This is a genomic window from Actinomadura sp. NPDC000929 (assembly GCF_040492065.1).
Taxonomy (GTDB): Bacteria; Actinomycetota; Actinomycetes; order Streptosporangiales; family Streptosporangiaceae; genus Spirillospora; species Spirillospora verrucosospora.
This window is the reverse complement of record NZ_JBEUPA010000102.1, coordinates 1-25,150: the sequence shown is the minus strand read 5'-3', so window position 1 is coordinate 25,150 and position 25,150 is coordinate 1. Positions and strand designations below refer to the sequence as shown.

Genomic DNA, 25,150 nt, shown 5'->3' with positions numbered 1-25,150 from the left:
CAACCCGCACGGGCACGGAAACCAGCACCGTGGCGTGAGGATCGCCCGGCTCGCAACGGGGGTTCCAGGGGGTCGCCCCCCTGGGAATCACTGCGCGAGCATGTCGGCGGTGAGGCTGGCCTCCGTGCCGGGGATGCCCTGGTCGCCGGCGCGCTTGTCGGCCATGGCGAGGAGGCGGCGGATGCGGCCGGCGATGGCGTCCTTGGTGAGGGGCGGGTCGGCGAGCTGGCCGAGCTCCTCCAGGGAGGCCTGCTTGTGCTCCAGGCGGAGGCGTCCGGCGTTGACGAGGTGCTCGGGGGCGTCGTCGCCGAGGATCTCCAGGGCGCGGGCGACGCGGGCGCCGGCGGCGACGGCGGCGCGGGCGGAGCGGCGCAGGTTGGCGTCGTCGAAGTTGGCGAGGCGGTTGGCGGTGGCGCGGACCTCGCGGCGCATCCGGCGCTCCTCCCAGGCCAGGACGCTGTCATGGGCGCCGAGCCGGGTGAGCAGGGCGCTGATCGCGTCGCCGTCGCGGACGACGACGCGGTCGACGCCGCGGACCTCGCGGGCCTTGGCGTGGATCTTCAGGCGGCGGGCGGCGCCGACGAGGGCGAGGGCGGCCTCGGGGCCGGGGCAGGTCACCTCCAGCGACATGGAGCGGCCGGGTTCGGTGAGGGAGCCGTGCGCGAGGAACGCGCCGCGCCAGGCCGACTCGGCGTCGCAGGCGGCGCCGGCGACGACGTGCCGGGGCAGTCCGCGGACGGGCCGGCCGTTGTTGTCGATGAGGCCGGTCTGCCGGGCGAGCGACTCGCCGTCGCGGAAGACGCGCACGACGTAGCGGTTGCCCTTGCGCAGGCCGCTCGGGGCGAGCACGACGACCTCGGAGGTGTGCCCGAACACCTCCGAGATGTCCTTGATCAGCCTCCTCGCCGCCACACCGGTGTCGATCTCGGCCTCGATCACGATGCGGCCGCTGACCAGGTGCAGGCCGCCCGCGAACCGCAGCAGCGTCGAGACCTCGGCCTTGCGGCAGCACGGCTTCAGCACCGTGAGCCTGCTCAGCTCGTCCTTGACCACACCGGTCATCGCCATCTGATGAACCCTCCCCCTATCGGACTTCCAGCAGTGTGGCCGATCCCGGCCGCGCCGGTCGTCACTCGGTGAATATCTGTACGAAGGCTTGGGCCAGACGGGCGGGTTCATGACGCGGCGATCCGTCGTCGGCGGCGACGTCGGCCAGCACGAGACGTCCGCCGAGGTCCTTGACGGCCTTGTCGAGGGCGTCAGGGTCGTCCACGACCCCGCGGTCGGCGAGGACGACGTCCACGCGCAGGTCGGGCGCGTGCGCCTGCAGCACCTCCAGATGGGTCTGCGGCGAGAAGTCGTCGGTCTCGCCGGGCTGCTGCGCGAGGTTCAGCGCGACGACGCGGCGGGCGCGGGAGGTGGTGAGGGCGCGGGCCAGCGCGGGCACCTTCAGGTGCGGCAGGACGCTGGTGAACCACGAGCCGGGGCCGAACACGATCCAGTCGGCGTCGTCGACGGCGGCGAGGGTCTCGGGGCAGGCGGGCGGATCGGCGGGCACCAGGGACACGCCGAGCACGCTGCCGGGCGTCCTGGCGCACGCCACCTGGCCCTTGACATGGGTGATCTCGTCGGGCCTCGCGGGGTCGGCGCCGCGCACCTCGGCGACGATGTCCATCGGGACGGCCGCCATCGGCAGCACGCGGCCGTGCGCGCCGAGCAGCCGGCCGACCCAGTCGAGTCCGGCGACGGTGGAACCCGGTGAGGCGCCGTCGCCGCCGAGCAGCTCCCACAGCGCGACGATGAGCAGGTTGCCGACGGCGTGGCCCTGCAGGTCGCCCTCGTTGCGGAAGCGGTGCTGGACGACGTCCCGCCAGGTCTGGCCCCACTCGTCGTCGCCGCAGAGGGCGGCGAGCGCCATCCGCAGGTCGCCGGGCGGCAGCACGCCGAGCTCGCGGCGCAGCCGGCCGCTGGAACCGCCGTCGTCGGCGACGGTGACGATCGCGGTCAGCCGGTCGGTGACGCGGCGCAGCGCCGACAGCGACGCGTAGAGGCCGTGGCCCCCGCCGAGCGCGACGACCTTCGGGCCGAGGGGCTTCACCGTGCCGTTTCTCTCCTCGTCCGGGACTCCCGCCGGGTCCCGGCGCGGTCCGTCATTCGCGGCCGAGGTCACGATGGGCGACCTGCACCTCGATGCCCTCGTCCCGCAGCCGGGCGGCGATCTGTTCCGCCATGGCAACACTACGGTGTTTTCCACCGGTACATCCCACGGCAAGCGTCACGTAGTGCTTGCCCTCGCGTTCATACCCGTCGGCGAGGAGCCGCAGCACCTCGGCGTAGGCGTCCAGGAACTCCTTGGCGCCGCGCTGCCCGAGGACGTAGTCGCGGACGGCGGCGTCGCGGCCCGTCTTCGGCCGCAGCTCCGGCACCCAGTGCGGGTTCGGCAGGAACCGGCAGTCGACGACGAGGTCGGCGTCGACCGGCAGGCCGTACTTGTAGCCGAACGACACCACGGTGGCGCGCAGGCTGGACTCGCCGCTGTCCGTGCCGAAGAAGCCGATGATCTTGTTGCGCAGCTCGTGCACGTTGAGGCCGCTGGTGTCGATCACCAGGTCGGCCTCGGCGCGGACCTCGCGGACCAGGTCGCGCTCGCGGGCGATGCCGTCCACCAGGCGGCCGTCGCCCTGCAGCGGGTGGGGGCGGCGGACGCTCTCGAACCGGCGCACGAGGTCGGCGTCGCCGGCCTCCAGGAACACCACGCGCGGGTGGACGCCGCGGGCCTCCAGCTCGGCGATCGAGGAGTGCAGGTCGTCGGTGAACGCGCGGCTGCGGACGTCCACGACGACGGCGATGCGCGGCACCGCGTCCTTCACCCGGCCGCCGAGGTCGGCCATCGTGGCCAGCAGCCCGGGCGGCAGGTTGTCGACCACGAACCAGTCGAGGTCCTCGAGCGACTTGGCCGCGGTGCTGCGGCCCGCCCCGGACATGCCGGTGACGATCACGATGTCCGGGATCTTGGTCTCGCTGGTCATCCGCTACTCCCCCTGTGCTCCCCGTCGTCCCCGCCGGGTCCCTCGTCCCCGCCGGGTCCCTCGCCCCCGCCGTCCGGCGGCGCGGCGCCGCCGTGCAGCGCCGCCACGATGCTCTCGGCGCTGCGCATGCCGATTCCCGGGACCTCGGCGACCTGCGCGGGCGTCGCGTCCTTCAGCCGCTTCAGCGACCCGAAGTGCTTCAGCAGCGCCGCGCGGCGCGCCGGACCCAGACCAGGAACGTTATCGAGTTCGCTGACCGTCATGGACCTGGACCGCCGCTGCCGGTGGAAGGTGATGGCGAACCGGTGCGCCTCGTCGCGGACCCGCTGGACGAGGAACATGCCCTCGCTGTTGCGCGGCAGGATCACCGGGTCGCTCTCGCCGGGAAGCCAGAGCTCCTCCAGCCGCTTGGCGATTCCGCACACCGCGATGTCGTCGACGCCGAGCTCGTCGAGGGCGCGCTGCGCGGCCGCGACCTGCGGGGGGCCGCCGTCGACGAGGACCAGGTTGGGCGGGTAGGCGAACTTGCGCGGCCTCCCGGTCTCCGGGTCGATCGGCTGGTGCGCGCCCTCCTCCGGGTCGCCGAGGGAGTCGAGCTCGCCGGTCTTCTCGCTCTCGGCCAGGTAGCGCCTGAACCGTCGGGTGATGACCTCGTGGATGGAGCGGACGTCGTCCTGCCCCTGCACGGCCTTGATCGTGAACCGGCGGTACTCGCTCTTGCGGGCCAGGCCGTCCTCGAACACGACCATGGACGCGACCACGTCGGTGCCCTGCAGGTTGGACACGTCGTAGCACTCGATCCGCAGGGGCGCGTCGTCGAGCTCCAAGGCTTCCTGGAGCTCCTGCAGCGCGCGGCTGCGGGTGGTGAGGTCGGAGGCGCGGCGGGTCTTGTGCTGCTTGAGCGCCTCGTGGGCGTTGCGCGCGACCGTCTCCAGCAGGGTCCGCTTGTCGCCGCGCTGCGGGACGCGCAGCCGGACGGGCCCGCCGCGCTGCTCCGACAGCAGCTCGGTCATGGCCTCCACCTCCGGCGGCAGGGCCGGGACGAAGACCTCGCGGGGCACCGACTCGCTCTCGCCGTAGATCTGGATGAGGAAGTGCTCGACCAGGTCGGCGGTGGTGACGTCCTCGACCTTGTCGACGACCCAGCCGCGCTGCCCGCGGATGCGGCCGCCGCGCACGTAGAACACCTGGACGGCCGCCTCCAGCTCGTCCTCGGCGAAGGCGACCATGTCGCAGTCGGTTCGGTCGGGGAGCACGACCGCCTGCTTCTCCAGGGCGCGCTCCAGGGCGCGGATGTCGTCGCGGAGCCGGGCGGCGCGCTCGTACTCCTGGGACGCGGCGGCCTCGCGCATGTCGCGTTCGAGGCGCTTGATGAACCGGGTGGTGTTGCCCGCCATGAAGTCGCAGAAGTCCTCGGCGAGCAGCCGGTGCTCCTCCGGCGAGACGCGGCCGACGCACGGCGCCGAGCACTTGCCGATGTAGCCGAGCAGGCAGGGGCGGTCGAGCTGGTGCTGCCGCTTGAACACGCCGGCGCTGCACGTGCGGACGGGGAACACGCGCAGCAGCTGGTCGACCGTCTCCCGGATCGCCCACGCGTGGGAGTACGGCCCGAAGTAGCGCACGCCCTTGCGTTTGGCGCCCCGCATCACCATCACCCTCGGGAAGTCCTCGTTCAGGGTGACGGCGAGATAGGGATAGGACTTGTCGTCGCGGTAGCGGACGTTGAACCGGGGGTCGAACTCCTTGATCCAGGAGTACTCCAGCTGAAGGGCCTCGACCTCGGTGCCGACCACCGTCCAGTCGACGCGCGCGGCGGTCTGCACCATCGTCTGGGTGCGGGGGTGCAGGGCGGAGAAGTCGGCGAAGTAGGAGTTCAGCCGCGAGCGCAGGTTCTTGGCCTTGCCCACGTAGATGACCCGGCCGTGCTCGTCGCGGAACCGGTACACCCCCGGGGATTCCGGGATGGAGCCGGGTGCGGGTCGGTAGGTCGCCGGATCTGCCACGCTCGAAAGCCTAATGGGCGGCACCGACACGCCGTGCCCCGCGCCGCCGGAGGCCCCCGCCGAGCCGGAGGGTGACGTAGATCTCTCCCCTCCGCCCGGATGTTCGCAAACCATGCGGAAAGGGAGGGTCAAACGGTTCCGCGGATCCGGAAGGGGGTCGTTGCGCACGTGTCCACGCTCTGGGCTTGGATCGTCCTGGCCGCCGTCGTCGGCACGTCCGTGATCGTCGTGGAGGGGGGCCGCCGGCTCGTCGCGGGCCGGCTGTCGCACCGCTGGCCCGGCGCCGGACGGGTCGCCCGGCGCTGCACCGCGCCCGCCTTCGCGTTCGCGGTGGTGGTGAGCTCCAGCACCGCGATGCCGTACCAGTTCATCGGCGGGCACGCCGAGGACGTGGTCCGGCACGCGATGCGGATCGCGGCGATCGGCGCCTCCACGTGGCTGGTGCTGCGGATCGGGTACGCGCTGAGCGACCCGCCGCTGACGCGGCTGATGCGGATCGAGGGCGAGCGCAACCGGCGGGCGCGGCGGGCCCGCACCCAGATGCTGCTGCTGCGCCGCATCGCCGCCGTCATCATCGTGGTGCTCGCCGTCGGAGCGGCGCTGTTCACCTTCCCCGCCGTGCGGGCGGTCGGGGCGGGGGTGCTGGCCTCGGCGGGCGTCGCCGGCCTGGTGGTCGGCATCGCGGCCCGGCCCACCCTCGGCAACCTGCTCGCCGGGCTGCAGCTGGCGTTCAGCGACGCGCTGCGGCTGGACGACGTCGTCGTCACGCAGGGCATCTGGGGCCGGGTCGAGGAGCTGACGCTGTCCTACGTCGTCCTGCAGCTCTGGGACGACCGGCGCATGATCTTCCCGGTGTCGCACTTCACCGAGCAGCCGTTCGAGAACTGGACGCGGCACTCCAGCCGTCTGCTCGGCTCGGTCGAGCTGCACGTGGACTGGACGGTCCCGGTCGAGGACCTGCGCGCCGAGCTGTACTCGGCGCTGAAGGACAACCCGCTGTGGGACCAGCGGGAGTGGATGCTTCAGGTGGTGGACGTGCTGCCGAGCGGCCTCGTCACGGTGCGCGCGCTGATGAGCGCCGCCGACTCGGCGAGCACCTGGGACCTGCGCTGCGACGTGCGCGAGCACCTGGTCTCCTACATCCGCGACCGCCACCCGGAGGCCCTCCCCCGGCTCCGCATCGGCCCCGAGCCGGTCGCGGACGGCGCCGAGGCGGGGTCCGGCGACCCGCTCCCGGCCACCGAGGAGGAGGTGGCGGAGGGGCGGCACGCCGACGGCGCGCGGGCCGTCCCCCGCGAGGACGGCCCGGCGCGCGCGAAGTCGCTCAGGCGAGCATGATCTTTCCGCCCTGGACGGTGACCTTCTTCGCCGCCAGGGGCTCGTCGGCGGGCGGGCTCGCCACCGAGCCATCCGTGATCTTGAATTTGCTGCCGTGGCAGTGGCAGTTGATCGTGCCCCCGGACACCGATCCGACGCCGCATCCCCGGTGGGTGCAGGTCGCGGAGAACGCCGTGAACTCGCCCTGGCGGGGCTGGCAGACGACGACCTTGGCGTCCTCGAACACCTTGCCGCCGCCGACGGGGATCTCGCCCACCGAGGCCAGGGCCGCGCCCGACCCGCCCTCGGAGCCGGCGCCCCCGGAGCCGGCTCCGCCCCCGTCGTCGCCCGACCCGCCGCACGCCGCCGCCAGCCCGGCCACGCCCGCGAGTCCGGCGCCGATGAGCAGCCCCCTGCGGGTGCCGCCCGCGGCGCCGTCCCCCGGCGCGCCCTCCCCCGGCGCGAGCTCCGTTCCGTCCGCCTGCGTCTCGGACCTGTGTGGCATCCTCGCCCCTCCGGTGACCTCTGTCGGTTCCTGTCCGTCACCGGGAATCACGGATCCGCGAGCGCGCCGGTTCAACGCGGGCCCGACTCGATGATCAGGTGACGACGATGCCGCCGCCCTCGACCCGCACGGGGTACTCCTTGAGGGGCTCCTTCGCCGGACCGCGCCGCACCGAGCCGTCGGCGATCCTGAACTCGCTGCCGTGGCAGTGGCACTTGATCAGCCCGTTCGAGACCCCGCCGACCGTGCAGCCCTGATGGGTGCACACCGCGGTGAACGCCTTGTAGGCGCCCTGGCTCGGCTGGGTCACCACGACCTTCTCGTCGCCGTAGATCTTGCCGCCGCCGACCGGGATGTCGGCGGCCTTCGCGACCTGCTTGCCCTTGAGGTCCGCGGCGGGCGTGGCCCCGCCGCCGGACGCGCAGCCCGCGAGGGCCGCGGCGCCGAGCGCCCCCGTCCCGCACAGCACCGCACGCCGGCCGACTCCCCCGCTCCCGGCGGCCTCGGCGGCCCCGGGCGTCACTTCGTCTTCCATGGCTCCATCCTGGTGGACGGCCTCACCCGTCCCGCACCGGCCCGCCTCCGGGACCTCAGGCGAGGAGCTTCTTGAGGAACTGGCCGGTGTGGCTGGCCTCGACCTCGGCGACCTCCTCGGGGGTGCCGGTCGCGACGACCGTGCCGCCCCGCGAGCCGCCCTCGGGGCCCATGTCGATGATCCAGTCGGCGGTCTTGATGACGTCGAGGTTGTGCTCGATGACCAGGACCGTGTTGCCCTTGTCGACCAGGCCGTTCAGCACGCCGAGGAGCTTGCGGATGTCCTCGAAGTGCAGGCCGGTGGTCGGCTCGTCGAGCACGTAGATGGTGCGGCCGGTGGAGCGCTTCTGCAGCTCGGAGGCCAGCTTGACGCGCTGCGCCTCGCCGCCCGACAGGGTCGGGGCGGGCTGGCCGAGCCGGACGTAGCCGAGGCCGACGTCGTTCAGCGTCTTCAGGTGCCGGTGGATCGCCGTGATCGGCTCGAAGAACTCCGTGGCCTGCTCGATCGGCATGTCGAGCACCTCGGAGATCGTCTTGCCCTTGTAGTGGACCTCCAGGGTCTCCCGGTTGTAGCGGGCGCCGTGGCAGACCTCGCACGGGACGTAGACGTCCGGCAGGAAGTTCATCTCGATCTTGATGGTGCCGTCGCCGGAGCAGTTCTCGCAGCGGCCGCCCTTGACGTTGAAGGAGAACCGGCCGGGCTGGTAGCCGCGCACCTTCGCCTCGGTGGTCTGCGCGAACAGCTTGCGGATGTGGTCGAACACGCCGGTGTAGGTCGCCGGGTTGGACCGCGGGGTGCGGCCGATCGGCGACTGGTCGACGTGCACGACCTTGTCGAGCTGGTCGACGCCGTTGACGCGCTTGTGCTTGCCGGGGACGGTCTTCGCGCCGTTCAGCTTCTTCGCCAGCGAGTTGTAGAGGATGTCGTTGACCAGCGTCGACTTGCCGGACCCCGACACACCGGTGACCGCGGTGAGAACGCCGAGCGGGAACGCGACGTCGACGTCGCGCAGGTTGTTCTGCTGCGCGCCCTTGACGGTGACCTCGCGGCCCCGGGTGCGGGGCCGCCGGATCTGCGGGACGGCGATCTCGCGGCGGCCGTCCAGGTAGGCGCCGGTGAGGGAGCGCTCGGACTTCTTCAGGTCCTCGACCGTGCCGGAGACGACGATCTCGCCGCCGTGCTCGCCCGCGCGCGGGCCGATGTCGACGATCCAGTCGGCGGCGGCGATGGTGTCCTCGTCGTGCTCGACGACGATCAGGGTGTTGCCCATGTCGCGCAGCCGGAGCAGCGTCTCCAGCAACCGGTGGTTGTCGCGCTGGTGCAGGCCGATCGACGGCTCGTCCAGCACGTACAGGACGCCGACCAGGCCCGAGCCGATCTGCGTCGCCAGCCGGATGCGCTGGGCCTCCCCGCCGGCGAGCGTGGCGGACGCCCGGTCGAGGGTCAGGTAGTCGAGGCCGACGTCCAGCAGGAAGCCGAGCCGGGCGTTGATCTCCTTGAGGACGCGTTCGGCGATGTGCGTCTCGCGCTCGTTCAGTTCGAGCGCGAGCAGGAACTTCGCGGCCTCGCCGATCGGCATCGCGGCGACCTCGGCGATCGACATCCCGCCCATGGTGACGGCCAGCACGACCGGCTTCAGCCGGGCGCCCTCGCACGTCGGGCACGGGATCTCGCGCATGTAGCCCTCGAAGCGCTCCCGGCTGGAGTCGCTCTCGGACTCGGCGTGGCGCCGCTGGATGTAGGGGACGACGCCCTCGTAGGCCGTGTAGTACGACCTCGTGCGGCCGTAGCGGTTCTTGTAACGGACGTGGACCTGCGTCTCGTGCCCGTTGAGGATCGCCTTGCGCGCCTTGGCGGGCAGCCGGTCCCACGGCGTGTTCAGGTCGAAGCCCATCGCGTCGCCCAGCGCCGACAGCAGCCGCAGGAAGTAGTCGCTGACGTGCCCGCCCGACCACGGCTGGATCGCGCCCTCGCCGAGCGAGAGCTCCCCGTCGGGGACGACGAGCTCGGCGTCGACCTCCATGCGCGTCCCGAGGCCGGTGCAGTCGGGGCAGGCGCCGTACGGCGAGTTGAACGAGAACGAGCGCGGCTCCAGCTCCTCGAACGACAGGTCGTCGTAGGGGCAGTAGAGGTGCTCGGAGTACATCCGGGTGCGGTGCTCGTCGTCCTCGGGCAGGTCGACGAAGTCGAGGACGATCGTGCCGCCCGCCAGGCCGAGCGCCGTCTCGACCGAGTCGGCGAGCCGCTGCCGGGCGGAGTCCTTCACCGAGAGCCGGTCGACCACGACGGAGATGTCGTGCTTCTCCTGCTTCTTGAGCTGGGGCGGCTCGTCCAGGCGGATCATCTGCCCGTCGACCAGCGCCCGCGAGTAGCCCTTGGACTGGAGTTCGCGGAACAGCTCCAGGTACTCGCCCTTGCGGCCGCGGATCACCGGCGCCAGCACCTGGAACCGGGCGCCCTGCTCCAGTTCCAGCACCCGGTCGACGATCTGCTGCGGCGCCTGCCGGCTGATCGGCCGGCCGCACTCGGGGCAGTGCGGGTGCCCGATCCGGGCGTAGAGCAGCCGCAGGTAGTCGTACACCTCGGTGATCGTCCCGACCGTGGACCGGGGGTTCTTGCTGGTGGACTTCTGGTCGATCGAGACCGCCGGGGAGAGCCCCTCGATGAAGTCGACGTCGGGCTTGTCCATCTGCCCGAGGAACTGCCGGGCGTAGGCCGACAGCGACTCGACGTACCGGCGCTGCCCCTCGGCGAAGATCGTGTCGAAGGCCAGGCTGGACTTCCCGGAACCCGACAGACCGGTGAACACGATCATGGAGTCCCGCGGGAGGTCGAGCGAGACGTCCTTCAGGTTGTGCTCGCGTGCTCCACGCACGATGAGTCGGTCATGCACGTTCTTCCGGTTCCTCTTCTGGGCGCGGCGATCTGCGTATACGGCTCGGTATCAAGGCTAGCCACGGGGAGCGACAGGCTCCCCCGGCTTCTCAACAGCGGCGCTCGCCGCTGCATTTCATGACGCTACCCGGCCGGTCCGAGCGGTCGGGACGGCACCATCGCACCGTACACGTGTTCGAACGCCGCCCGCCACCGGAACGCCGTCAGGGCGCGGCGCCCCCTTCCGACCACCCGGAACGCGCTTCGCGCGCGGTCGCGGCGGGACCGCGGTCACTCGTCGTCGAGGGCGTGGGAGAGGTAGCGCTCGGCGGAGCGGCGGACGGCCTCCTTCCCGCCGCTGTAGACGATCTTCTTCCACCAGGCGCCGTAGACGCGGTCGAAGTCGTAGGGCTCCAGGAGGCGCAGGGCGCGGCGGACCGTGCGGGGGCGCTCGGGGATGTAGTTCGGGTAGGAGTACATGAAGCTCACCCAGTCGCGGTCGTTGACGACCTGCACGATGTCGCCCGAGAAGAGGGCGCGGGCGTCGCGCCAGTGCAGGACCTGGCCGCCCGCGAAGTGGACGCCCGCGTTGATCAGCGTCAGGCCGTCGGCCAGTTCGAGGGTGTCGCCCGACCAGAAGGCGACCGCGTCGTCCGGGCGGGCCACCCAGCGGCGGTCGGCCTCGTGGACGTACACGGGCGCGTCGAACGCCCGCGCCCACTCGATCATGGTGCCGTAGTAGTGCGGATGGCTGATCGCGATCGCGGACACGCCGCCGAGGTCGTTCACCCGGCGGACCAGCTCGTCGTCGATGTGGGTGACCATGTCCCACAGGACGTTGCCGGACGGGGCGCGCAGGAGGAGGGCGCGCTGGCCGATGGCGATGGACGGCTCGGCGCCGATCCCGACGACGCCCGGGCCCTCCTCGGCGACGCGGCCGCGGTGGCCGGCGCGCAGTTCCTCCAGGGTCGTCCACCGCTGGCCCTCCCAGCCGACGTACTGCCGCTCGTCCTCGCAGATCGGGCAGTCGGGGCGGGGCCCGGCGTACTGGACGCCGCAGGTGACGCAGATCGGAAACTCCATGATCACCATTGTCTGGCGCGGGCCGGGCCCGTGCGACAGGATGGAGGGTCCTTTTCGCCGAGGAGGGGTCATGGACTGGCGCGACGTGATCGACGAGCTGGACGCGGGCGTGGAGCGGATCGCCGCCACGCTGGAGGGGCTGTCCCCCGGCGACCTGCGGGGCGCGTCGGGGCTGCCGGGGTGGAGCCGCGGGCACGTGGCGACGCACATCGCACGCAACGCCGACTCCCTGTGGAACCTGCTCGAAGGGGCGCGCACGGGGACGGAGGTCCCGCAGTACCCGAGCCTGGAGCGGCGCGACGCCGACATCGCCGCGGGCGCCGGCCGCTCCCACGACGAGCTGGTCGCCGACGTCCGGGCGACGCAGGCGCGGTTCTCCGAGCAGGCCCGGTCGCTGCCCGCGAGCGCGGCGGAGGCTCCGGTGCGGGCGATGGCGGGCTGGCCCCATCCCGCCTGGTACACGGTGTTCCGCCGCTGGAACGAGGTGGAGGCCCACCACGCCGACCTGGCCGCCGGGTACGGCCCGGCCGACTGGCCGGAGCCCTACGTCCGCTGGTCCGCGGCGGCCACGCTGGCGGACCTGGCGGCGCTGCCGGACCGGCTCCTCGGGGAGCCGGCCGGGCTGCGGATCACCGCGACCGACTCCGGTGAGACCGCCGACCTCGGCTGGACGCCCGGCGGCCCAGAGGCGTCCGGCTCCGGGCGGGCGCTGCTGGGCTGGCTGAGCGGACGGTCGGACGGCGCGGGCGTGCACCTCCGCCCGGACGGTCCGCTGCCCGTGCCGCCGCCCTGGCCGTACGAGCCCTCCCAGTTCCGCGAGGAGGCGGGCTTCTGAGCGGGCCGGGGGACTAGGGGAGGTCGTCGCCCGCGAGCCGGTGCAGGGCGTCCGCGGAACGGACGGCGATCGCGCTCCGGGCGACGGTCACGCGGCCGCGCACGGGCTCGGCCGCGAGGATCTGCGCGACCTTGCGGCGGCCCATCCCGGCCCAGCGGCCGAGGTCCTGCTGGGTGACCGGGACCTGGACGACGACGCCCTCCTCGATCACGCCGTCCGGGCGCTCCCGCTTGACCGGGGAGCCGAACCGCGCCGCCAGGCGCAGGAGGCGGCCGGCGAGGCGGCGCTCGGGGTCGTCGGGGAAGTGCGCGACGCGCAGCTCGTTGGCGTCGCGGAGCCGTTCGGCGAGGACGGCGGCGACCGCCCACACCGAGCCGGGCTGGGCGTCCAGGACGCCGCGGAAGCGCGCGGCGGGCAGCACGATGGCCTCGACCCGCGTCAGCGCCTCGGCGTTGGCGTGCCGGACCCCGCCGTCCACCGCCTCCAGCTCCCCCACCAGGTCGCCGGGGCCGAGGACGTCGAGGATGGCGGTCTCGCCGTCCCGGTCGACCCAGACCTTCACCGCCCCGGACCGCAGGACGAAGACCTGGGCCGCGCGGGTGTGCTCGCGCGTCAGGAACGCGCCGGGCCTGATCACCACCGGCGCGCCCGCCCGCCGCAGGGCCTCCTGGGCGCGGGGGGTCAGCGCGTCCCAGAACCGGGGGGTCTGCATCTCGCCTCCTCACCGGACCCGGATCCGGCCGGGCCCCGGCTTCATGATCGCTTGCTCGCGGTCCAGTGAACGCGCCCCGGGGCCGGCCGACCAGGTCGCCGGTCACATCTCGGGCGGTCTTTCCGGGGCGAGCAGGCCGTCCAGGGCGCGGACGCGGCGGGCGCAGTCCGCGGCTGCCGCGTGGTCGCCGAGGGCCAGGCGGGAGTCGCGCAGCAGTTCCAGCGCCCGCCGCAGCCCCCGCTGGTCGTCGGTCTCGCGGCGGATGGCGATCTCGGCGGTGACGTGCTCCACCGCGCGGTCGTGCTCGCCGGTCAGCTGGGACGCGCGGGCCATGCTGTGCAGGGCGTGGGCCTGCTCGCGGGTGGCGCCGAGCTCGGCGGCGAGGTCGAGGGCGCGCCGCCCGGTGGCGAGGGCGTCGCCGGCGCGGCCGAGGTCGAGGTGGATGGCGGCGAGGTGGCCGAGGCCGACGGCCTCGCTGTGCCGGTCGCCGACCTCGCCGAGGATGCGCAGGGCCTCCAGCTCCCGCTCCAGGGCCTCCTCGGGGCGGCCGGCGCGGCGCAGCACGGCGGCGAGGGTGTCCATGCCGACGCCGAGGCCGTACCAGTCGCCGCCCGACTCGCGGATGCCGAGCGCCTGCCGGGCGGCGCGCTCGGCCTCCTCGGGCAGGCCGAGCCGCGCGTAGGTGCGGGCCAGGCTGCCGAGCGTCCCGGCCATGCCGCCCCGCGCGCCGAGCCGGTGCCACAGGTCCAGGGCCTCCAGGCCGAGGACGAACGCCTCCTGGTGGCGGCCGAGGCGCCGCATCACCACCGACAGGTGCTCCAGGTCGTTGGCCTCGCCGTGCTGGTCGCCGATCTCGCGGCGGATCTCCAGGGCGCGCAGGAGGTGCTCGCGCGCCTCGCGGTACCGTCCGAGGCGCCAGTGGACGATCCCGATCTGCGCGAGCGCCTCGGCCTCGCCGTGCCGGTCGCTGGTCTCGCGGTGCAGCCGCAGCGCCTGCCCGCAGTAGGTGAACGCCTCGGCGAACCGCGTCGCCTCGCACATGAGCATGCCGAGCGTGGCCAGCGCGCGCGCCTCCCCGTGGCGGGCGCCGAGGGCGCGGTAGGTGCGCAGCGCCTGCTCGGCGTCCTGCTGCGCCAGGTCGCGCAGGCCGAGCGCGGCGTTCATCCGCGCGAGCTCGGTCAGCGCCTGCGCGGCGCCGTGCATGTCGGCGAGTTCCTGGCGGATGGCGAGCGCTTCCAGAGCGTGCGAGACCGCGCCGTGGACGTTGCCTTGGCGGCGGTGAACCTGGGCCACGGTGAGCAGGGTCTCCGCCACGCCGGGTTGGTCATGGGTCCGGCGGCGGACGTCGAGCGCCCTGGCGGCGTGGTCCAGAGCCGTCTCGTAGTCGCCGAGGCCCAGGTGTGCCCGGGCCAGGATGTCGTGGCCCTTGGCCGTTCCAGCGTCGTCTCGCAGTTCCCCGTGGACGGCGAGGGAGCGCCGGGCGTGGTCGATCGCCGTCAGGTAGCGGCCCAGCGCCACGTGGACGTCGGCCAGGGTGGCCAGGGTGGCGGCCTGCCCGTAGCGGTCGGGCGGGTCGGCGGCCCGGAACCCGCGCCGCGCGTCCTCGCCGTAGCCGATGGCCTGGACGGAGTCGCCCAGCTCGAAGTGCGCCATCGCCAGGTTGTGGAGCATGACGGCGGCGGCCGCCCAGTCCTCCTCGGTGCGGGCGGCGTGCAGGCCCACCTGGTGGACGGCGATGCTGTCCTCGCTGTAGCGGCGGAACTCCTGGAAGTCGAACAGCGCGTCGGCGAGCTCCCAGCACGTGCGGTGCAGGCCGAGCCGGGCGGCCTGGTGCACCGCGGCGACCAGGTTGCGGCGCTCGGCCTCGAACCAGGCGAGTCCGGCCGCGCGCTCCGCGGCGGTGGACGGACGCCCGTGCGCCTCCCCCGGATGCGTCCGGGGACGGGACCGCGCCGCCATGGCGTGGCCCGCGCGGCGCGCCTCGGCGAGGTAGCCGGCCAGGAGCCGCCGCTGCGCCGCCTGGAGCTCGCCGTCGGAGTCCTCGCGCAGCCCCCGCTCGCGGGCGAAGTCGCGCAGCAGGTCGTGCATCCGGTAGCGGTCGGGCCCCACGTCGTGCACCAGGTAGGCCTGGCGCAGGCCCTCCAGGCATTCGCGCGCGTCGCCGACCGTGCCGTCCAGCAGGGCGGCGAGGGCGGTGGGCGTGAAGTCGGGGCCGGTGACCAGGCCGAGCCTGCGGAACGCCTCGCGCTGCCCGCGGCGCAGGCTCCGGTAGGCGACGTCGAACGTCGGGCTGAGGACGGCCAGCAGCGCCGGCCCGGACGTTCCGGGCGCCGCGCCGTCGCCCAGGCCCGCCCCCGCGAGGCCCGGCCCGTACGGCGCGGCGTCCCGGACGTCCCGGGCCGCCAGTTCCCGGACGGTCCCGGCGATCGACTCGCCGGGGTTCTCGGCGAGCCGCCCGGCCATGACGCCGAGCGCGAGCGGCAGGTGGCCGCATTCGCGGGCGAGCCGCTCGACCGCCTTGTCCTCCTCCCTGAGGCGGGAGTCGCCCGCGCCGAGGACGTTGGAGATGAGGTCCACGGCCTCCTGCGTCGCCATCTCCCGCAGTTCCAGGGTCCGGACGTCGGCGCCTTCGAGCAGGGCCGGCAGCCGCCGCCGGCTCGTCACGACCACCAGTCCCGAGGCCATCGCCGCCAGCAGCGGCCTGATCTGCTCGGGCCGGGCGGCGTTGTCCAGGATCAGCAGCATCCGCCGGTCGCCGAGCAGGGACCGGCACTGCGCCGCCAGCTCCGCCTCCGTCCTCGGGACCTGGTCGCCGGGCACGCCCGCCGCGCGCAGCACCTGCCCCATCGCCTCCGCCGGGGTGACGGGGCTGCGGGACGTGCCGCGCAGGTCGGCGAACAGGACGCCGTCGGGGAAGCGGTCGAGGACCCGGTGCGCCCAGTGGAGCGCCAGCGTGGTCTTGCCGACGCCCGCCATGCCCTGGACCACGACGGCGCGCGGCCACACGGACTGGCCGACCAGCAGGTCGAGCTTGCCGAGGCTGACCGCGCGTCCGGCGAAGTAGGGGTCGTCGGCGGGGAGGCGGACGGCGGGCGGCCGGGCCGGCGCCGCCAGGCGCACCGGTTCGCGCGCCGCGATCCCGGCGCCGTCGTCCGGCTCCCGAGCCCGCTCGGGCGCCCGCTCGGGCTCGGCGGCCGGCCAGTCGTCGCCCCAGGGGCTCGCGGCGCGGCGGAGCCGTTCGACGTCGAGGACGGTCAGCGGGCGGGCCCGCCGGTCGAGGATGCCCTTGGCCCGCCACGTCCGGAACCAGCGCACCAGCGTCTCGCGGGAGATCCCCGCCCAGTTGGCCAGCTCCGCCTGGCTGAGCCGCAGGGGGATCCGCGTGCCCTGGCCGGGGGCGGGCTCGCCGAACCGGTGCGCCAGCTCCAGCAGGTGGTAGGCGAGCCGCTGCGGGTGGTCCGCGGCCCGCACGGCGTGCCGGCGGCCGCCGTAGGTGACGCTCTCGGAGACGGCGTGCATCATCGCCTCGGCGACCTGCGGGCTCGCCGCCAGCAGGCTGCGGAACTTGCCGCGGTCCACGCGCAGCGCCGTGACGTGGTCCAGCGCGGCGACCGTGGCGCGCTGCGGATGCCCCCACGGGCCGAGGACTCCGACCAGGTCGCCCGCCCCGAACAGGTCGATGATCGACTCGTCGCCGTCGCTGGAGTCCACGAACTCCTTGGCGACCGCGTTGCTCGCGGCCCGCGGCGACGCCTTGAACACCACGTAGACGGCCGGCGCGACCGTCCCCTGGTGGCACAGCATGCCGCCGGGCGGGATGTCGGCGCGCCGTCCCATGGCGCGCAGGGCCTGCCGGTCGGTGGGGGCCAGCCGCTCCCAGAAGCTGCCCGGCCGGACGCCCGGCCCGTCGCCGATCATCCGGTCGCCCTCCCGCCGCGGCGCGCCCCCGGCGGCGTCCCGCGCTGCCGCGCGGGACGGAACGCGGTCGTCACCGCCTCACCGCCCTTCCGGGGTCGGACCTGATCTTCCGGTTCCCATGGTGCGGGGAGAAGGCGGGAAAGTCCGTCCGGCGGCGCACGGTTCGGCTGCGTCTGGTGACTCATTCCAGGCGCGCACCCCGAGCACGGGTGATCGCGGGAGCCGATGATGGAAGATGGTCTTCGAACGAACGACGGGGAGGACGCATGACCTACACCGGTAACGTCGAGGCGGGCGGGCGTCCGGACGTCCGGGAGCTGCCCGGGCTGCGGGTGACGAAGGTGGCGGTCGGCCCGTACGACAACAACGCCTACCTGCTGCGGTGCACCGCGACCGGCGAGCAGCTGCTGATCGACGCGGCCAACGAGGCGCCCCGGCTGCTGGAGCTGATCGGGGACGGCCCCCTCGCGCGGATCGTCACCACGCACCGCCACGAGGACCACTGGATGGCGCTGAGCGAGGTGGCGCGGGCCACCGGCGCGCCGGTCGTCGCCCATCCGCGCGACGCCGGGCCCCTCCCCGAGCCGGTCGCCGAGCCGGTGGAGCACGGCGACACCGTCGCGGTCGGGCAGGCGTCCCTCGACGTCATCCACCTGCGCGGCCACACGCCCGGCTCGATCGCGCTCCTCTACGACGCGGGCGGCGAGCTGGCCGACCGCCCGCACCTGTTCACCGGCGACAGCCTGTTCCCCGGCGGCGTCGGCAACACCTGGGGCGACCCGACGCGCTTCCGGCAGCTGCTCGCGGACGTGGAGGAGCGCGTCTTCGACCGCCTCCCCGACGCCACCTGGTTCTACCCGGGGCACGGCAAGGACTCGACGCTCGGCCGGGAGCGCCCCTCGCTCCCGGAGTGGCGCGCCCGCGGCTGGTGACGCTCGCGGCCCGGCCGGAACAAGTGGCGGGGGACGTTCGTTTGCCCCAACACACTTCCGGCCCGAGACCAGGAGTCGACCATCCCCCCACCTCACGAGGCGGATCCGGGACCCGCGCTGCGCTACCCGGCGGGTTCGCTGGTGCTCGTCGCCGGCCTGCCCGGCTCCGGTAAGAGCACGCTGCTCAACCGCCTGTACGGGCTGCGCGGCGACGAGACGGCCCCGGTGCGCGCCGGGGACGTCCGGGTGATCGACTCGCGCCAGTCGCGCAACTGGTGGGCGCGGTTCCTCGGGCCGCTGCCCGTCCGGCTGCGGACCCCGATCGTCCAGAGCACCCACGTCTGGCGCATCGGCCGCGCGATCGTCGCCGGGCACGGCGTCGTCGCCCACACGCGCGGCACCTGGCCGCACATCCTGCACGGCTTCGCCTGGCTGGCGCGCCGCCGCGGCGGGCGGCTGCACCTGATCCTCATCGACGTCGCGCCGGAGACCGCCCGCGCCGGCCAGTACGCGCGCGGCCGCGTCGTCGCCGCCGCCCTCTGGACGCGCCACTGCCGCCGCTGGCGCCCCCTGATCGCCCGAGCCCGCAGCGGCGCCCCCCTGCCGCCCGCGGCCGGCGTCACCGTCCTCGACCGCGACGCCGCCGACAAGCTGCAGGCCATCCACTTCAGCTGAGCTCACCGAACCAGCGCACGATCCGGGCGGTGCCCGCGAGGTTGGAGCCGAGGTGGCGGGAGCCGCCGTAGAGCCGGTCGCCCACCTCGACGACGGGCACGGCGGCGCCGCGGTCCCGGAACCGCGCCGCGCAGTGGTCGGTGTTGGCGGTGACCGCCTGCTCGTCCCCGGCCATCGCGTAGAGGCGGACCGGGACGCGCGGGGTCCAGGCCGTGCAGACCTCCGCGTCCACGCGCAGGGCCTCGGCGAACGATCCGGAGGGGTGGCGCAGCAGCGCGAGGCCGCGCGGGGTGAGGAGTGCGCCCAGCGTGTCCGGGAGGCCGTCGAGCATGACGCGCCCGGGCGTCGTGCCGTCGAAGTACTTCTCGACGCGTGCGGCATAGGGCTCGCGGAACAGCTCCGAGGGGTCCTCGTAGATGCCTCCGTGGACGCGGTTCCAGGAGGTGAGCAGGTACGACGTGTACGCGACCGCCATCTTCGGAGCGATGTCCCCGCGCAGCAGGGCGGGCAGTTCCGCGCCCCGGAAGTCGTAGGCGCCGCTGATCGGGGCCACCGCGCGCAGGCGGAAGTGCGGGTCGGCGCCGCCCTGCAGCGCCCGGGCGAGGCCGAGCGCGGACGAGGCGCCCTGCGAGAAGCCGGTGACGAAGACCCGGCCGTCGAGGACGCGCCCCGCCCGCGGGGCGAAGTGACGCGCCGCGCGGAGCATGTCGAGGGACGCGCTCGTCTCGGACGGCACGTCCTTCCACGGATGGACTCCGGGTCCGAGACCCAGGCCGAGGTAGTCGGGCGCGACCGCCGCGAACCCGGCCGCGGCGTAGGTGACGGCCGCTCCGGGCCCCCAGACGTCGTCCGCCGTCGAGGGGGCGTCGGGCTTGTAGCTCATGGTGCCGTGCGTGTACGAGACCGTCGCGAGGCGGCGGTCGCGGCTGCGCGGCAGCACGACCAGGCCGCTGGCGGTCGTCGCGCGGCCCCGGGCGTCGACCGTCCGGTAGACGAGCCGGTAGGTGTCGACGCCGTGGCGGACGGACGCGGTGTCGAAGTCCTCGGACGCGAGCCAGGCCCGGACCTGGTCGGCCGACATGGCGGCGAGGTGGGTGGCGGAGACCAGACGGCCTCGTGCGGCGTTCGGCTGGGCGACGGGCGCCGCCCGGTGCTCGGCGGTCGGGCGCTCGAACACCCCGGCGGACGCGGCGGAGACGCCGGCGGCCGTGATCGCGGCGGCGGCGAGCGTCCCGGCGGTGAGGCGGGTGAGGGTGCTTGTCATGGCGGCGAGCATCGCGCCCGGCCGCCCGGGTCCGCGTCGCCCCCGCAGGTGATCTCGTGCCCGCTACCTGAGAGGGTCCTCCGGCCTGATGGGGAGGAGGAGCGCGGGCGGGGGCGTGGGTAGGGTCGGGGGGAGGTCGAGACGACGAGAGGCGGCAGTATGGCGCAGCAGGTACGCGGGGTCGTCGCACCCGGCAAGGGTCAGCCGGTGCGGATCGAGACGATCGTCGTCCCGGACCCGGGGCCCGGCGAGGCGGTCGTCGACGTCCAGGCGTGCGGGGTCTGCCACACCGACCTGCACTACCGCGAGGGCGGGATCAACGACGAGTTCCCGTTCCTGCTCGGCCACGAGGCCGCCGGGGTCGTCGAGTCGGTGGGCGAGGGGGTGACCGAGGTGGCGCCCGGCGACTTCGTGATCCTCAACTGGCGCGCGGTGTGCGGGCAGTGCCGCGCCTGCAAGCGCGGACGCCCTTGGTACTGCTTCGACACCCACAACGCCGCCCAGAAGATGACCCTCCAGGACGGGACGGAGCTGTCGCCCGCGCTCGGCATCGGCGCGTTCGCCGACAAGACCCTCGTCGCGGCCGGGCAGTGCACCAAGGTCGACCCCGCGGCGCGGCCCGAGGCCGCCGGGCTGCTCGGGTGCGGGGTGATGGCGGGGCTCGGCGCGGCGATCAACACCGGCGGGGTCGGGCGCGGCGACTCGGTCGCGGTCATCGGCTGCGGCGGCGTCGGCGCGGCGGCCGTGCTCGGCGCCCGGCTGGCCGGGGCCGCCCGGATCATCGCCGTGGACCTGGACGAGCGCAAGCTCGCCACCGCGTCCTCCCTCGGGGCCACGCACACCGTGAACGGCGCGGAGAAGGACGTCGTCGCGACGGTGCGGGAGCTGACCGGGGGGTTCGGCGCGGACGTCGTCATCGACGCTGTCGGCCGCCCCGAGACCTACGAGCAGGCCTTCAACGCCCGCGACCTCGCCGGGACGGTGGTGCTGGTCGGCGTGCCGACCCCGGAGATGAGGCTGGAGCTGCCGCTGCTGGAGGTGTTCGGGCGCGGCGGGTCGCTGAAGTCGTCCTGGTACGGCGACTGCCTGCCGTCCCGCGACTTCCCCATGCTCATCGACCTCTACCTGCAGGGCCGCCTGGACCTCGACGCGTTCGTCTCCGAGACGATCCCGCTGGACGGCGTCGAGGCCGCGTTCGAGAAGATGCACCGCGGCGACGTGCTGCGCTCGGTGGTGGTGCTCTGATGGCCCGCGGATCCGGGGAACTGCGCGTCGACCGCCTCGTCACGTCCGGGACGTTCTCGCTGGACGGCGGGACGTGGGACGTCGACAACAACGTCTGGATCGTCGGCGACGACAGCGAGGCGATCGTCATCGACGCCGCGCACGACGCCGAGGCCATCGCGGCGGCGCTCGGCGACCGCCGGCTGGTGGCGATCGTGTGCACGCACGGGCACGACGACCACATCGACGCGGCGCCCGCCCTGCGGGCCCGCACGGGCGCGCCCGTCCTGCTGCACCCGGACGACCTGATGCTGTGGAAGCAGCGGCACCCGGACGCCTCGCCCGACGGGGAGCTGTCAGACGGGCAGGTCGTCACGGTCGCGGGCACCGGCCTGACGGTCCTGCACACGCCCGGCCACAGCCCCGGCGCGGTGTGCCTCCACGCGCCCGACCTGGCGACGGTGTTCTCCGGCGACACCCTGTTCAGCGGCGGCCCCGGCGCGACGGGCCGGTCGTTCTCCGACTTCCCGACGATCATCGCCTCGATCCGGGAGCGGCTGCTGACGCTCCCGCCGGAGACGACCGTCCGCACCGGGCACGGCGACTCCACCACCGTCGGCGCGGAGGCCCCGCATCTCGAGGAATGGATAGCCCGCGGCCACTGACCGGGATAGTGTCCCCGGTGGCGGACAGCCGTCCAGGGCCGGGAGGGTGCGATGCGGCGCAGGGCACCGCTGGCGCTCCTGCTGTGCGGGGCGGTCGCGGGCTGCGGCCAGAGCGCGCGCGGCGCGGACGTGCCGGCGCCGGCCGTGCCGCCGCCGACCGCGCCGCCCGTGTCGGCCTCCGCGCCTCCGGCGAGCCCTCCTCCCCCGGCCGGCGTCCCCGCGACCGGCGAGCCCGTGCCGCTCGGGCGGGTCGCGGGGTGGCGCATCACCACGTACTACACGGCGCTGGAAAGCCTGTACGACGGCGAGCGGAAAGCGGTGCGCGGCTGCGCCCGCTTCCACTGCTCGCGCGGAAAGACCCCGCTCGGCTCCTACCCGAAGGACTTCCTCAAGGTCGTCCAGACCGAGGGCAGCGGGCGCATCACCGAGGGGCCCGAGCGAGGCCGGTACCTGAACTGGTCGCACAGCGTCGGCTTCTGGCTGGACGACACCACCCGCGACTCGCGGGGGCGCCCGCTGCGGGCGTGGGCGTCGGCGGCGGCCGACAGGTCCGTGCTGGCGCGGGGACGGCGGTTCGCGATCCTCGACTGCGGTGAGGACGGCGGCGGCCGCGCCGTCGAGGACGAGGTGTGCGCGGCGTTCCGGAAGGCCCGCTGGACGGTCACCGACCTGTTCCGCCCCGGATACGGCGGCCAGAACCACGCCGACGTCTACATCGGCGAAGAGAAGGGCTCGCGGCTGGCCGGGTCGCCGTTCTACACGACGCTGAGCGGCGCCACGCTCGTGGGGTCCTAGGACGTCCCGGACGCGGCGGCTAGGACGGGACGCGCTCGACCGGGCGCGGTGAGGCGAGGCGGGTCGGCTGCGTCCGGCCCCGCAGGGTGACCTCGTCGCCGAGCGACCAGTGCGCCGCCTCGTCCGGTCCCGCCCCGGCGAGGAGGGAGCCCGCCGCCAGCACGCGCTCGCGGGTGGTCTTGGCCATGTCGGTGAGGCGGGCCGCCTCGTTCACCGGGTCGCCGATCACGGTGTACTCGAACCGCTCCTCGGCGCCGATGTGCCCGGCGACGGCCTCGCCCGCCGAGACGCCCACGGCGGCGCTCAGCGCCGGGACGTCCTCGCGCAGCCGGCGGGCCAGCTCGCGGGACGCGGCGAGCGCGCGGACGGGCGCGCCGTCCAGCGCGAGCGGCGCCCCGAAGATGGCCAGCGCGGCGTCGCCCTCGAACTTGTTGATCCAGCCGCCGTGCGCGCCGATCACCTCGACGACCACGGCGAAGAAGTCGTTCAGCAGCCGGACGACCTCGGCGGGCGGCCGGTCGGCCGCGAGCCGCGTGGAGCCGATGATGTCCACGAAGATCACCGCGACCTCGCGCAGCTCGCCGCCGAGGTCGATGCCGCGCTCCACCGCGACGCGCGCGGCGTCCGCGCCGACCTGGCGGCCGAACAGGTCCCGCAGCCGCTCGTGCTCGCGCAGCCCGGCCGCCATGTGGTTGAACCCGGCCTGCAGCAGCCCGACCTCGCTGGCGTCGTAGACGGGGACCTCGACGTCCAGGTCGCCGCGCTCGATCCGGGCGAGGCCGAGCCGCACCGACTCGACGGGGTCGGCGATGGCGCGGGCGGCGCCGTAGGTGACGCCGAGCCCGACGACCAGCGCGATGCCGCCGAGCGCGAGGACGGCGACGGCGAACTCCCGCACCGTGATCCTGGCGATGACGAACGACCCGATCGCGAGGGTCATCAGCCCGAGGATCGGGACGGCCGTGCCGAGGCCCCAGGCCAGCACGGAACGGGCGACGACGCCGGGCAGGCCGGTCCGGCGCGGCATCTCGCTGCGCAGCGCGGTCGTCACCGCGCGCCGCAGCAGCCGCTCCGTCAGCAGGTAGACGACCGTGCAGGTGGTGAGGCCGCCGAGCAGGCTCGTCAGGCCCAGCTTGACGGCGAGCAGGCCCGAGAAGGGGGCGTTGATGACGACCCAGCCGACCGTCCCGATCCCCCACAGCGTCAGGTGCAGGGCCATCAGCCGCAGCGGCCCGTACAGCAGCAGGGAGCGCTCGTGCCGGTCGGGTTCGTCGTGCCGTTCGACCATGCGCCGGACGCGGCGGAAGAACCGTTCGCCGAGGATGAGGCCGACCGGCACCGCGGCGGTGACGTAGAGGGTGAAGACGACCAGGTTGACGAGCCGGATCCGCTCGGACACCTCGCCGACGGGGTCGGGGACGACGACCGCGAACGCGAGCACGACCAGGGCGCCGCCGAGGTTCGCCAGCGCGGTGGAGATCCGCACCAGGACCCTGGCCCGGTGGGCGATCTGGGCCCGGGTGTCGTCCGGGCCGCCGTCGATCAGCCGCCACAGGGGGCCGAGCACGCTGCCCGGCCGGAACCGGGCGCGGGGGGCGGTCTCGGCCCTTTCGGTGTTCATGAGCGAGGAGATTATCTGGTCGAATCCCCACAGACCCCACCGCCGGCGAGCGACCTCGGCGAGGGATCGCTCACTCAGGTGCGGATCGGCTCCAGCAGCCGGTGCGGGTTGCGCAGGAGCATGCTGACCGGGTCGGTGCGGCGGCGGACGCCGGGCCCGGCGTGGATCTCCAGCTCGTCCGGGGCGACGTGCCGCCCGCACGCGGCGCACCCCCCGTCCGGGCCGATCTCGGTCCCGCAGGCGAGGTGGACGAAGACGCGGCACGGCTCGGCGGACAGGTGGTCCTCCGCCCAGCGGGCGAGGGTGTGGACGACGGGCCACAGCTCCTTGCCCATCTCCGTCAACACGTAGTCGTGGCCGTCCTTGACGAGGACGCCGGCGTCGACCAGCGACTGCAGCCGCGCCGACAGCACGGCGCGGGGGATGTCCAGGTGGACGAGGAAGTCGCTGAAGCGGCGGACGCCGTAGAAGGCGTCCCGGACGATCAGCAGCGTCCAGCGCTCCCCGACGACCTCCAGAGCGCGGGCCAGCGAGCAGTCCTGCGCCGCGTAGTCCTTGCCGAGTGCCATGCCACCACAGTACCCACCCGGGGGTTCATTGATTGAACTCTGCCGTGCTACCGTCACCCCATTCAGTTCGTTCAATGAACTTGGAGACCGCATGACGACCCTGGCGACCCCCCGCGCCGCGCGCAGCGCGCCCGGCACCGCCGCCGCGCTGGCGCTGCCGGCCGCCGCCACCCTCCTGGCCCTGATGAACTACTGCGCCCCCGCGGCGACGCTGGCCGACACCGCCCGCGGGCTGCACGCCGGGGCGACCGCGCAGATCTGGCTGATGAGCTCGATCAGCCTCGGCCTCGCGGCGGCGCTGCTGGCCGCGGGCAGCCTCGCCGACGACCACGGGCGCAGGCGCGTGTTCGTGATCGGCGCGGTGGCGCTCGCCGCCTCCAGCGTCGCGTGCGCGCTCGCGCCCAACGCCGCGGTGTTCATCGCGGGCCGCGTCGCGCAGGGCGCGGCCAGCGCCGCCCTGCTGGTGACCGGACTCGGCATCGTCGGCGCCTCGTTCCCGCGCTGGCTGTCGGACGCCGCCGACGTCGCGCATCTCGACGACGACTACGTCCGGCCGCTGATGGAGATCGTCAGCGGGGCCGTCCGCGGGGTCGT

General features: G+C 74.2%; 21 protein-coding genes. 8 read left to right on the top strand and 13 right to left on the bottom strand.

Annotated elements, in window-relative coordinates:
• Positions 1 to 87: 87 nt before the first annotated feature.
• The 4 genes from whiA to uvrC all read right to left on the bottom strand — a co-directional run bounded on the left by whiA (position 88) and on the right by uvrC (position 5,032).
• Positions 88 to 1,068, bottom strand: a complete 981-nt coding sequence (gene whiA / locus ABWI04_RS28880; protein WP_345184327.1) for a DNA-binding protein WhiA — start codon at positions 1,066 to 1,068, stop codon at positions 88 to 90.
• Between the two features lie 61 nt (positions 1,069 to 1,129).
• Positions 1,130 to 2,098 (bottom strand): gluconeogenesis factor YvcK family protein, encoded by a 969-nt coding sequence (locus ABWI04_RS28875; protein WP_345184325.1) that lies wholly within the window; start codon positions 2,096 to 2,098, stop codon positions 1,130 to 1,132.
• A 52-nt stretch (positions 2,099 to 2,150) separates the two neighbouring features.
• Entirely contained in the window at positions 2,151 to 3,029 is an 879-nt protein-coding gene (rapZ, locus tag ABWI04_RS28870) for an RNase adapter RapZ (RefSeq protein ID WP_345184323.1), read from the bottom strand.
• Entirely contained in the window at positions 3,026 to 5,032 is a 2,007-nt protein-coding gene (gene uvrC, locus ABWI04_RS28865) for an excinuclease ABC subunit UvrC (protein WP_353834425.1), read from the bottom strand. Before uvrC ends, rapZ begins: the two co-directional genes overlap by 4 nt.
• 168 nt (positions 5,033 to 5,200) lie before the next feature.
• On the opposite strand from uvrC, the gene ABWI04_RS28860 reads away from it, so the two are divergent.
• Positions 5,201 to 6,370, top strand: a complete 1,170-nt coding sequence (locus ABWI04_RS28860; protein ID WP_353834424.1) for a mechanosensitive ion channel family protein — start codon at positions 5,201 to 5,203, stop codon at positions 6,368 to 6,370.
• Here ABWI04_RS28860 and ABWI04_RS28855 read toward each other — a convergent pair.
• From ABWI04_RS28855 to ABWI04_RS28840, 4 genes are all read right to left on the bottom strand, one after another.
• Entirely contained in the window at positions 6,357 to 6,854 is a 498-nt protein-coding gene (locus ABWI04_RS28855; RefSeq protein ID WP_345184315.1) for a Rieske (2Fe-2S) protein, read from the bottom strand. The two genes, ABWI04_RS28860 and ABWI04_RS28855, sit on opposite strands and share 14 nt — an antisense overlap.
• Before the next feature lie 94 nt (positions 6,855 to 6,948).
• Complete coding sequence (locus tag ABWI04_RS28850) at positions 6,949 to 7,389, bottom strand: Rieske (2Fe-2S) protein (protein ID WP_353834423.1); 441 nt, start codon at positions 7,387 to 7,389, stop codon at positions 6,949 to 6,951.
• 55 nt (positions 7,390 to 7,444) lie between these two features.
• The gene (gene uvrA, locus ABWI04_RS28845; RefSeq protein ID WP_353834422.1) at positions 7,445 to 10,282 is read right to left on the bottom strand and encodes an excinuclease ABC subunit UvrA; all 2,838 of its coding nucleotides are present in this window, start codon (positions 10,280 to 10,282) and stop codon (positions 7,445 to 7,447) included.
• A 272-nt stretch (positions 10,283 to 10,554) separates the two neighbouring features.
• The gene (locus ABWI04_RS28840; protein ID WP_353834421.1) at positions 10,555 to 11,346 is read right to left on the bottom strand and encodes an MBL fold metallo-hydrolase; all 792 of its coding nucleotides are present in this window, start codon (positions 11,344 to 11,346) and stop codon (positions 10,555 to 10,557) included.
• Positions 11,347 to 11,416: 70 nt separating this feature from the next.
• Here ABWI04_RS28840 and ABWI04_RS28835 point away from each other — a divergent pair, with 70 nt between their 5' ends.
• A complete protein-coding gene (locus ABWI04_RS28835; protein WP_353834420.1) occupies positions 11,417 to 12,181 on the top strand; it encodes a maleylpyruvate isomerase family mycothiol-dependent enzyme in 765 nt (254 codons plus the stop codon).
• A 13-nt stretch (positions 12,182 to 12,194) separates the two neighbouring features.
• Here ABWI04_RS28835 and ABWI04_RS28830 read toward each other — a convergent pair whose 3' ends face one another.
• Complete coding sequence (locus ABWI04_RS28830; RefSeq protein WP_345184304.1) at positions 12,195 to 12,893, bottom strand: Crp/Fnr family transcriptional regulator; 699 nt, start codon at positions 12,891 to 12,893, stop codon at positions 12,195 to 12,197.
• A 102-nt stretch (positions 12,894 to 12,995) separates the two neighbouring features.
• Positions 12,996 to 16,811, bottom strand: a complete 3,816-nt coding sequence (locus ABWI04_RS28825; protein ID WP_353834418.1) for a tetratricopeptide repeat protein — start codon at positions 16,809 to 16,811, stop codon at positions 12,996 to 12,998.
• A 266-nt stretch (positions 16,812 to 17,077) separates the two neighbouring features.
• Between ABWI04_RS28825 and ABWI04_RS28820 the strand changes: the two genes are divergently transcribed.
• The gene (locus ABWI04_RS28820; protein WP_345184300.1) at positions 17,078 to 17,743 is read left to right on the top strand and encodes an MBL fold metallo-hydrolase; all 666 of its coding nucleotides are present in this window, start codon (positions 17,078 to 17,080) and stop codon (positions 17,741 to 17,743) included.
• Positions 17,744 to 17,884: 141 nt separating this feature from the next.
• Positions 17,885 to 18,418, top strand: coding sequence for an ATP-binding protein (locus ABWI04_RS28815; RefSeq protein ID WP_345184298.1), 534 nt, complete (start codon positions 17,885 to 17,887; stop codon positions 18,416 to 18,418).
• Here ABWI04_RS28815 and ABWI04_RS28810 read toward each other — a convergent pair.
• Positions 18,411 to 19,682 (bottom strand): hypothetical protein, encoded by a 1,272-nt coding sequence (locus tag ABWI04_RS28810; protein WP_353834417.1) that lies wholly within the window; start codon positions 19,680 to 19,682, stop codon positions 18,411 to 18,413. The genes ABWI04_RS28815 and ABWI04_RS28810 overlap by 8 nt on opposite strands.
• A gap of 159 nt (positions 19,683 to 19,841) precedes the next feature.
• Here ABWI04_RS28810 and ABWI04_RS28805 point away from each other — a divergent pair, with 159 nt between their 5' ends.
• From ABWI04_RS28805 to ABWI04_RS28795, 3 genes are read left to right on the top strand one after another with little or no spacing between them, the layout of a single operon-like run.
• Positions 19,842 to 20,927, top strand: a complete 1,086-nt coding sequence (locus ABWI04_RS28805; RefSeq protein ID WP_353834415.1) for an S-(hydroxymethyl)mycothiol dehydrogenase — start codon at positions 19,842 to 19,844, stop codon at positions 20,925 to 20,927.
• Positions 20,927 to 21,571, top strand: coding sequence for an MBL fold metallo-hydrolase (locus ABWI04_RS28800; RefSeq protein WP_345184291.1), 645 nt, complete (start codon positions 20,927 to 20,929; stop codon positions 21,569 to 21,571). The genes ABWI04_RS28805 and ABWI04_RS28800 overlap by 1 nt, the downstream gene beginning before the upstream one ends.
• Before the next feature lie 51 nt (positions 21,572 to 21,622).
• Positions 21,623 to 22,366 carry a hypothetical protein gene (locus ABWI04_RS28795; RefSeq protein ID WP_353834414.1) on the top strand — a complete coding sequence of 248 codons (744 nt, stop codon included), beginning with the start codon at positions 21,623 to 21,625 and terminating at the stop codon, positions 22,364 to 22,366.
• Between the two features lie 19 nt (positions 22,367 to 22,385).
• Here ABWI04_RS28795 and ABWI04_RS28790 read toward each other — a convergent pair whose 3' ends face one another.
• Entirely contained in the window at positions 22,386 to 23,987 is a 1,602-nt protein-coding gene (locus ABWI04_RS28790; RefSeq protein ID WP_353834413.1) for an adenylate/guanylate cyclase domain-containing protein, read from the bottom strand.
• Between the two features lie 74 nt (positions 23,988 to 24,061).
• The gene (locus ABWI04_RS28785) at positions 24,062 to 24,556 is read right to left on the bottom strand and encodes a winged helix-turn-helix transcriptional regulator (protein ID WP_345184284.1); all 495 of its coding nucleotides are present in this window, start codon (positions 24,554 to 24,556) and stop codon (positions 24,062 to 24,064) included.
• A 91-nt stretch (positions 24,557 to 24,647) separates the two neighbouring features.
• Here ABWI04_RS28785 and ABWI04_RS28780 point away from each other — a divergent pair.
• Positions 24,648 to 25,150: MFS transporter (locus ABWI04_RS28780; RefSeq protein WP_353834412.1), on the top strand; the 503-nt coding region annotated here is incomplete at its 3' end.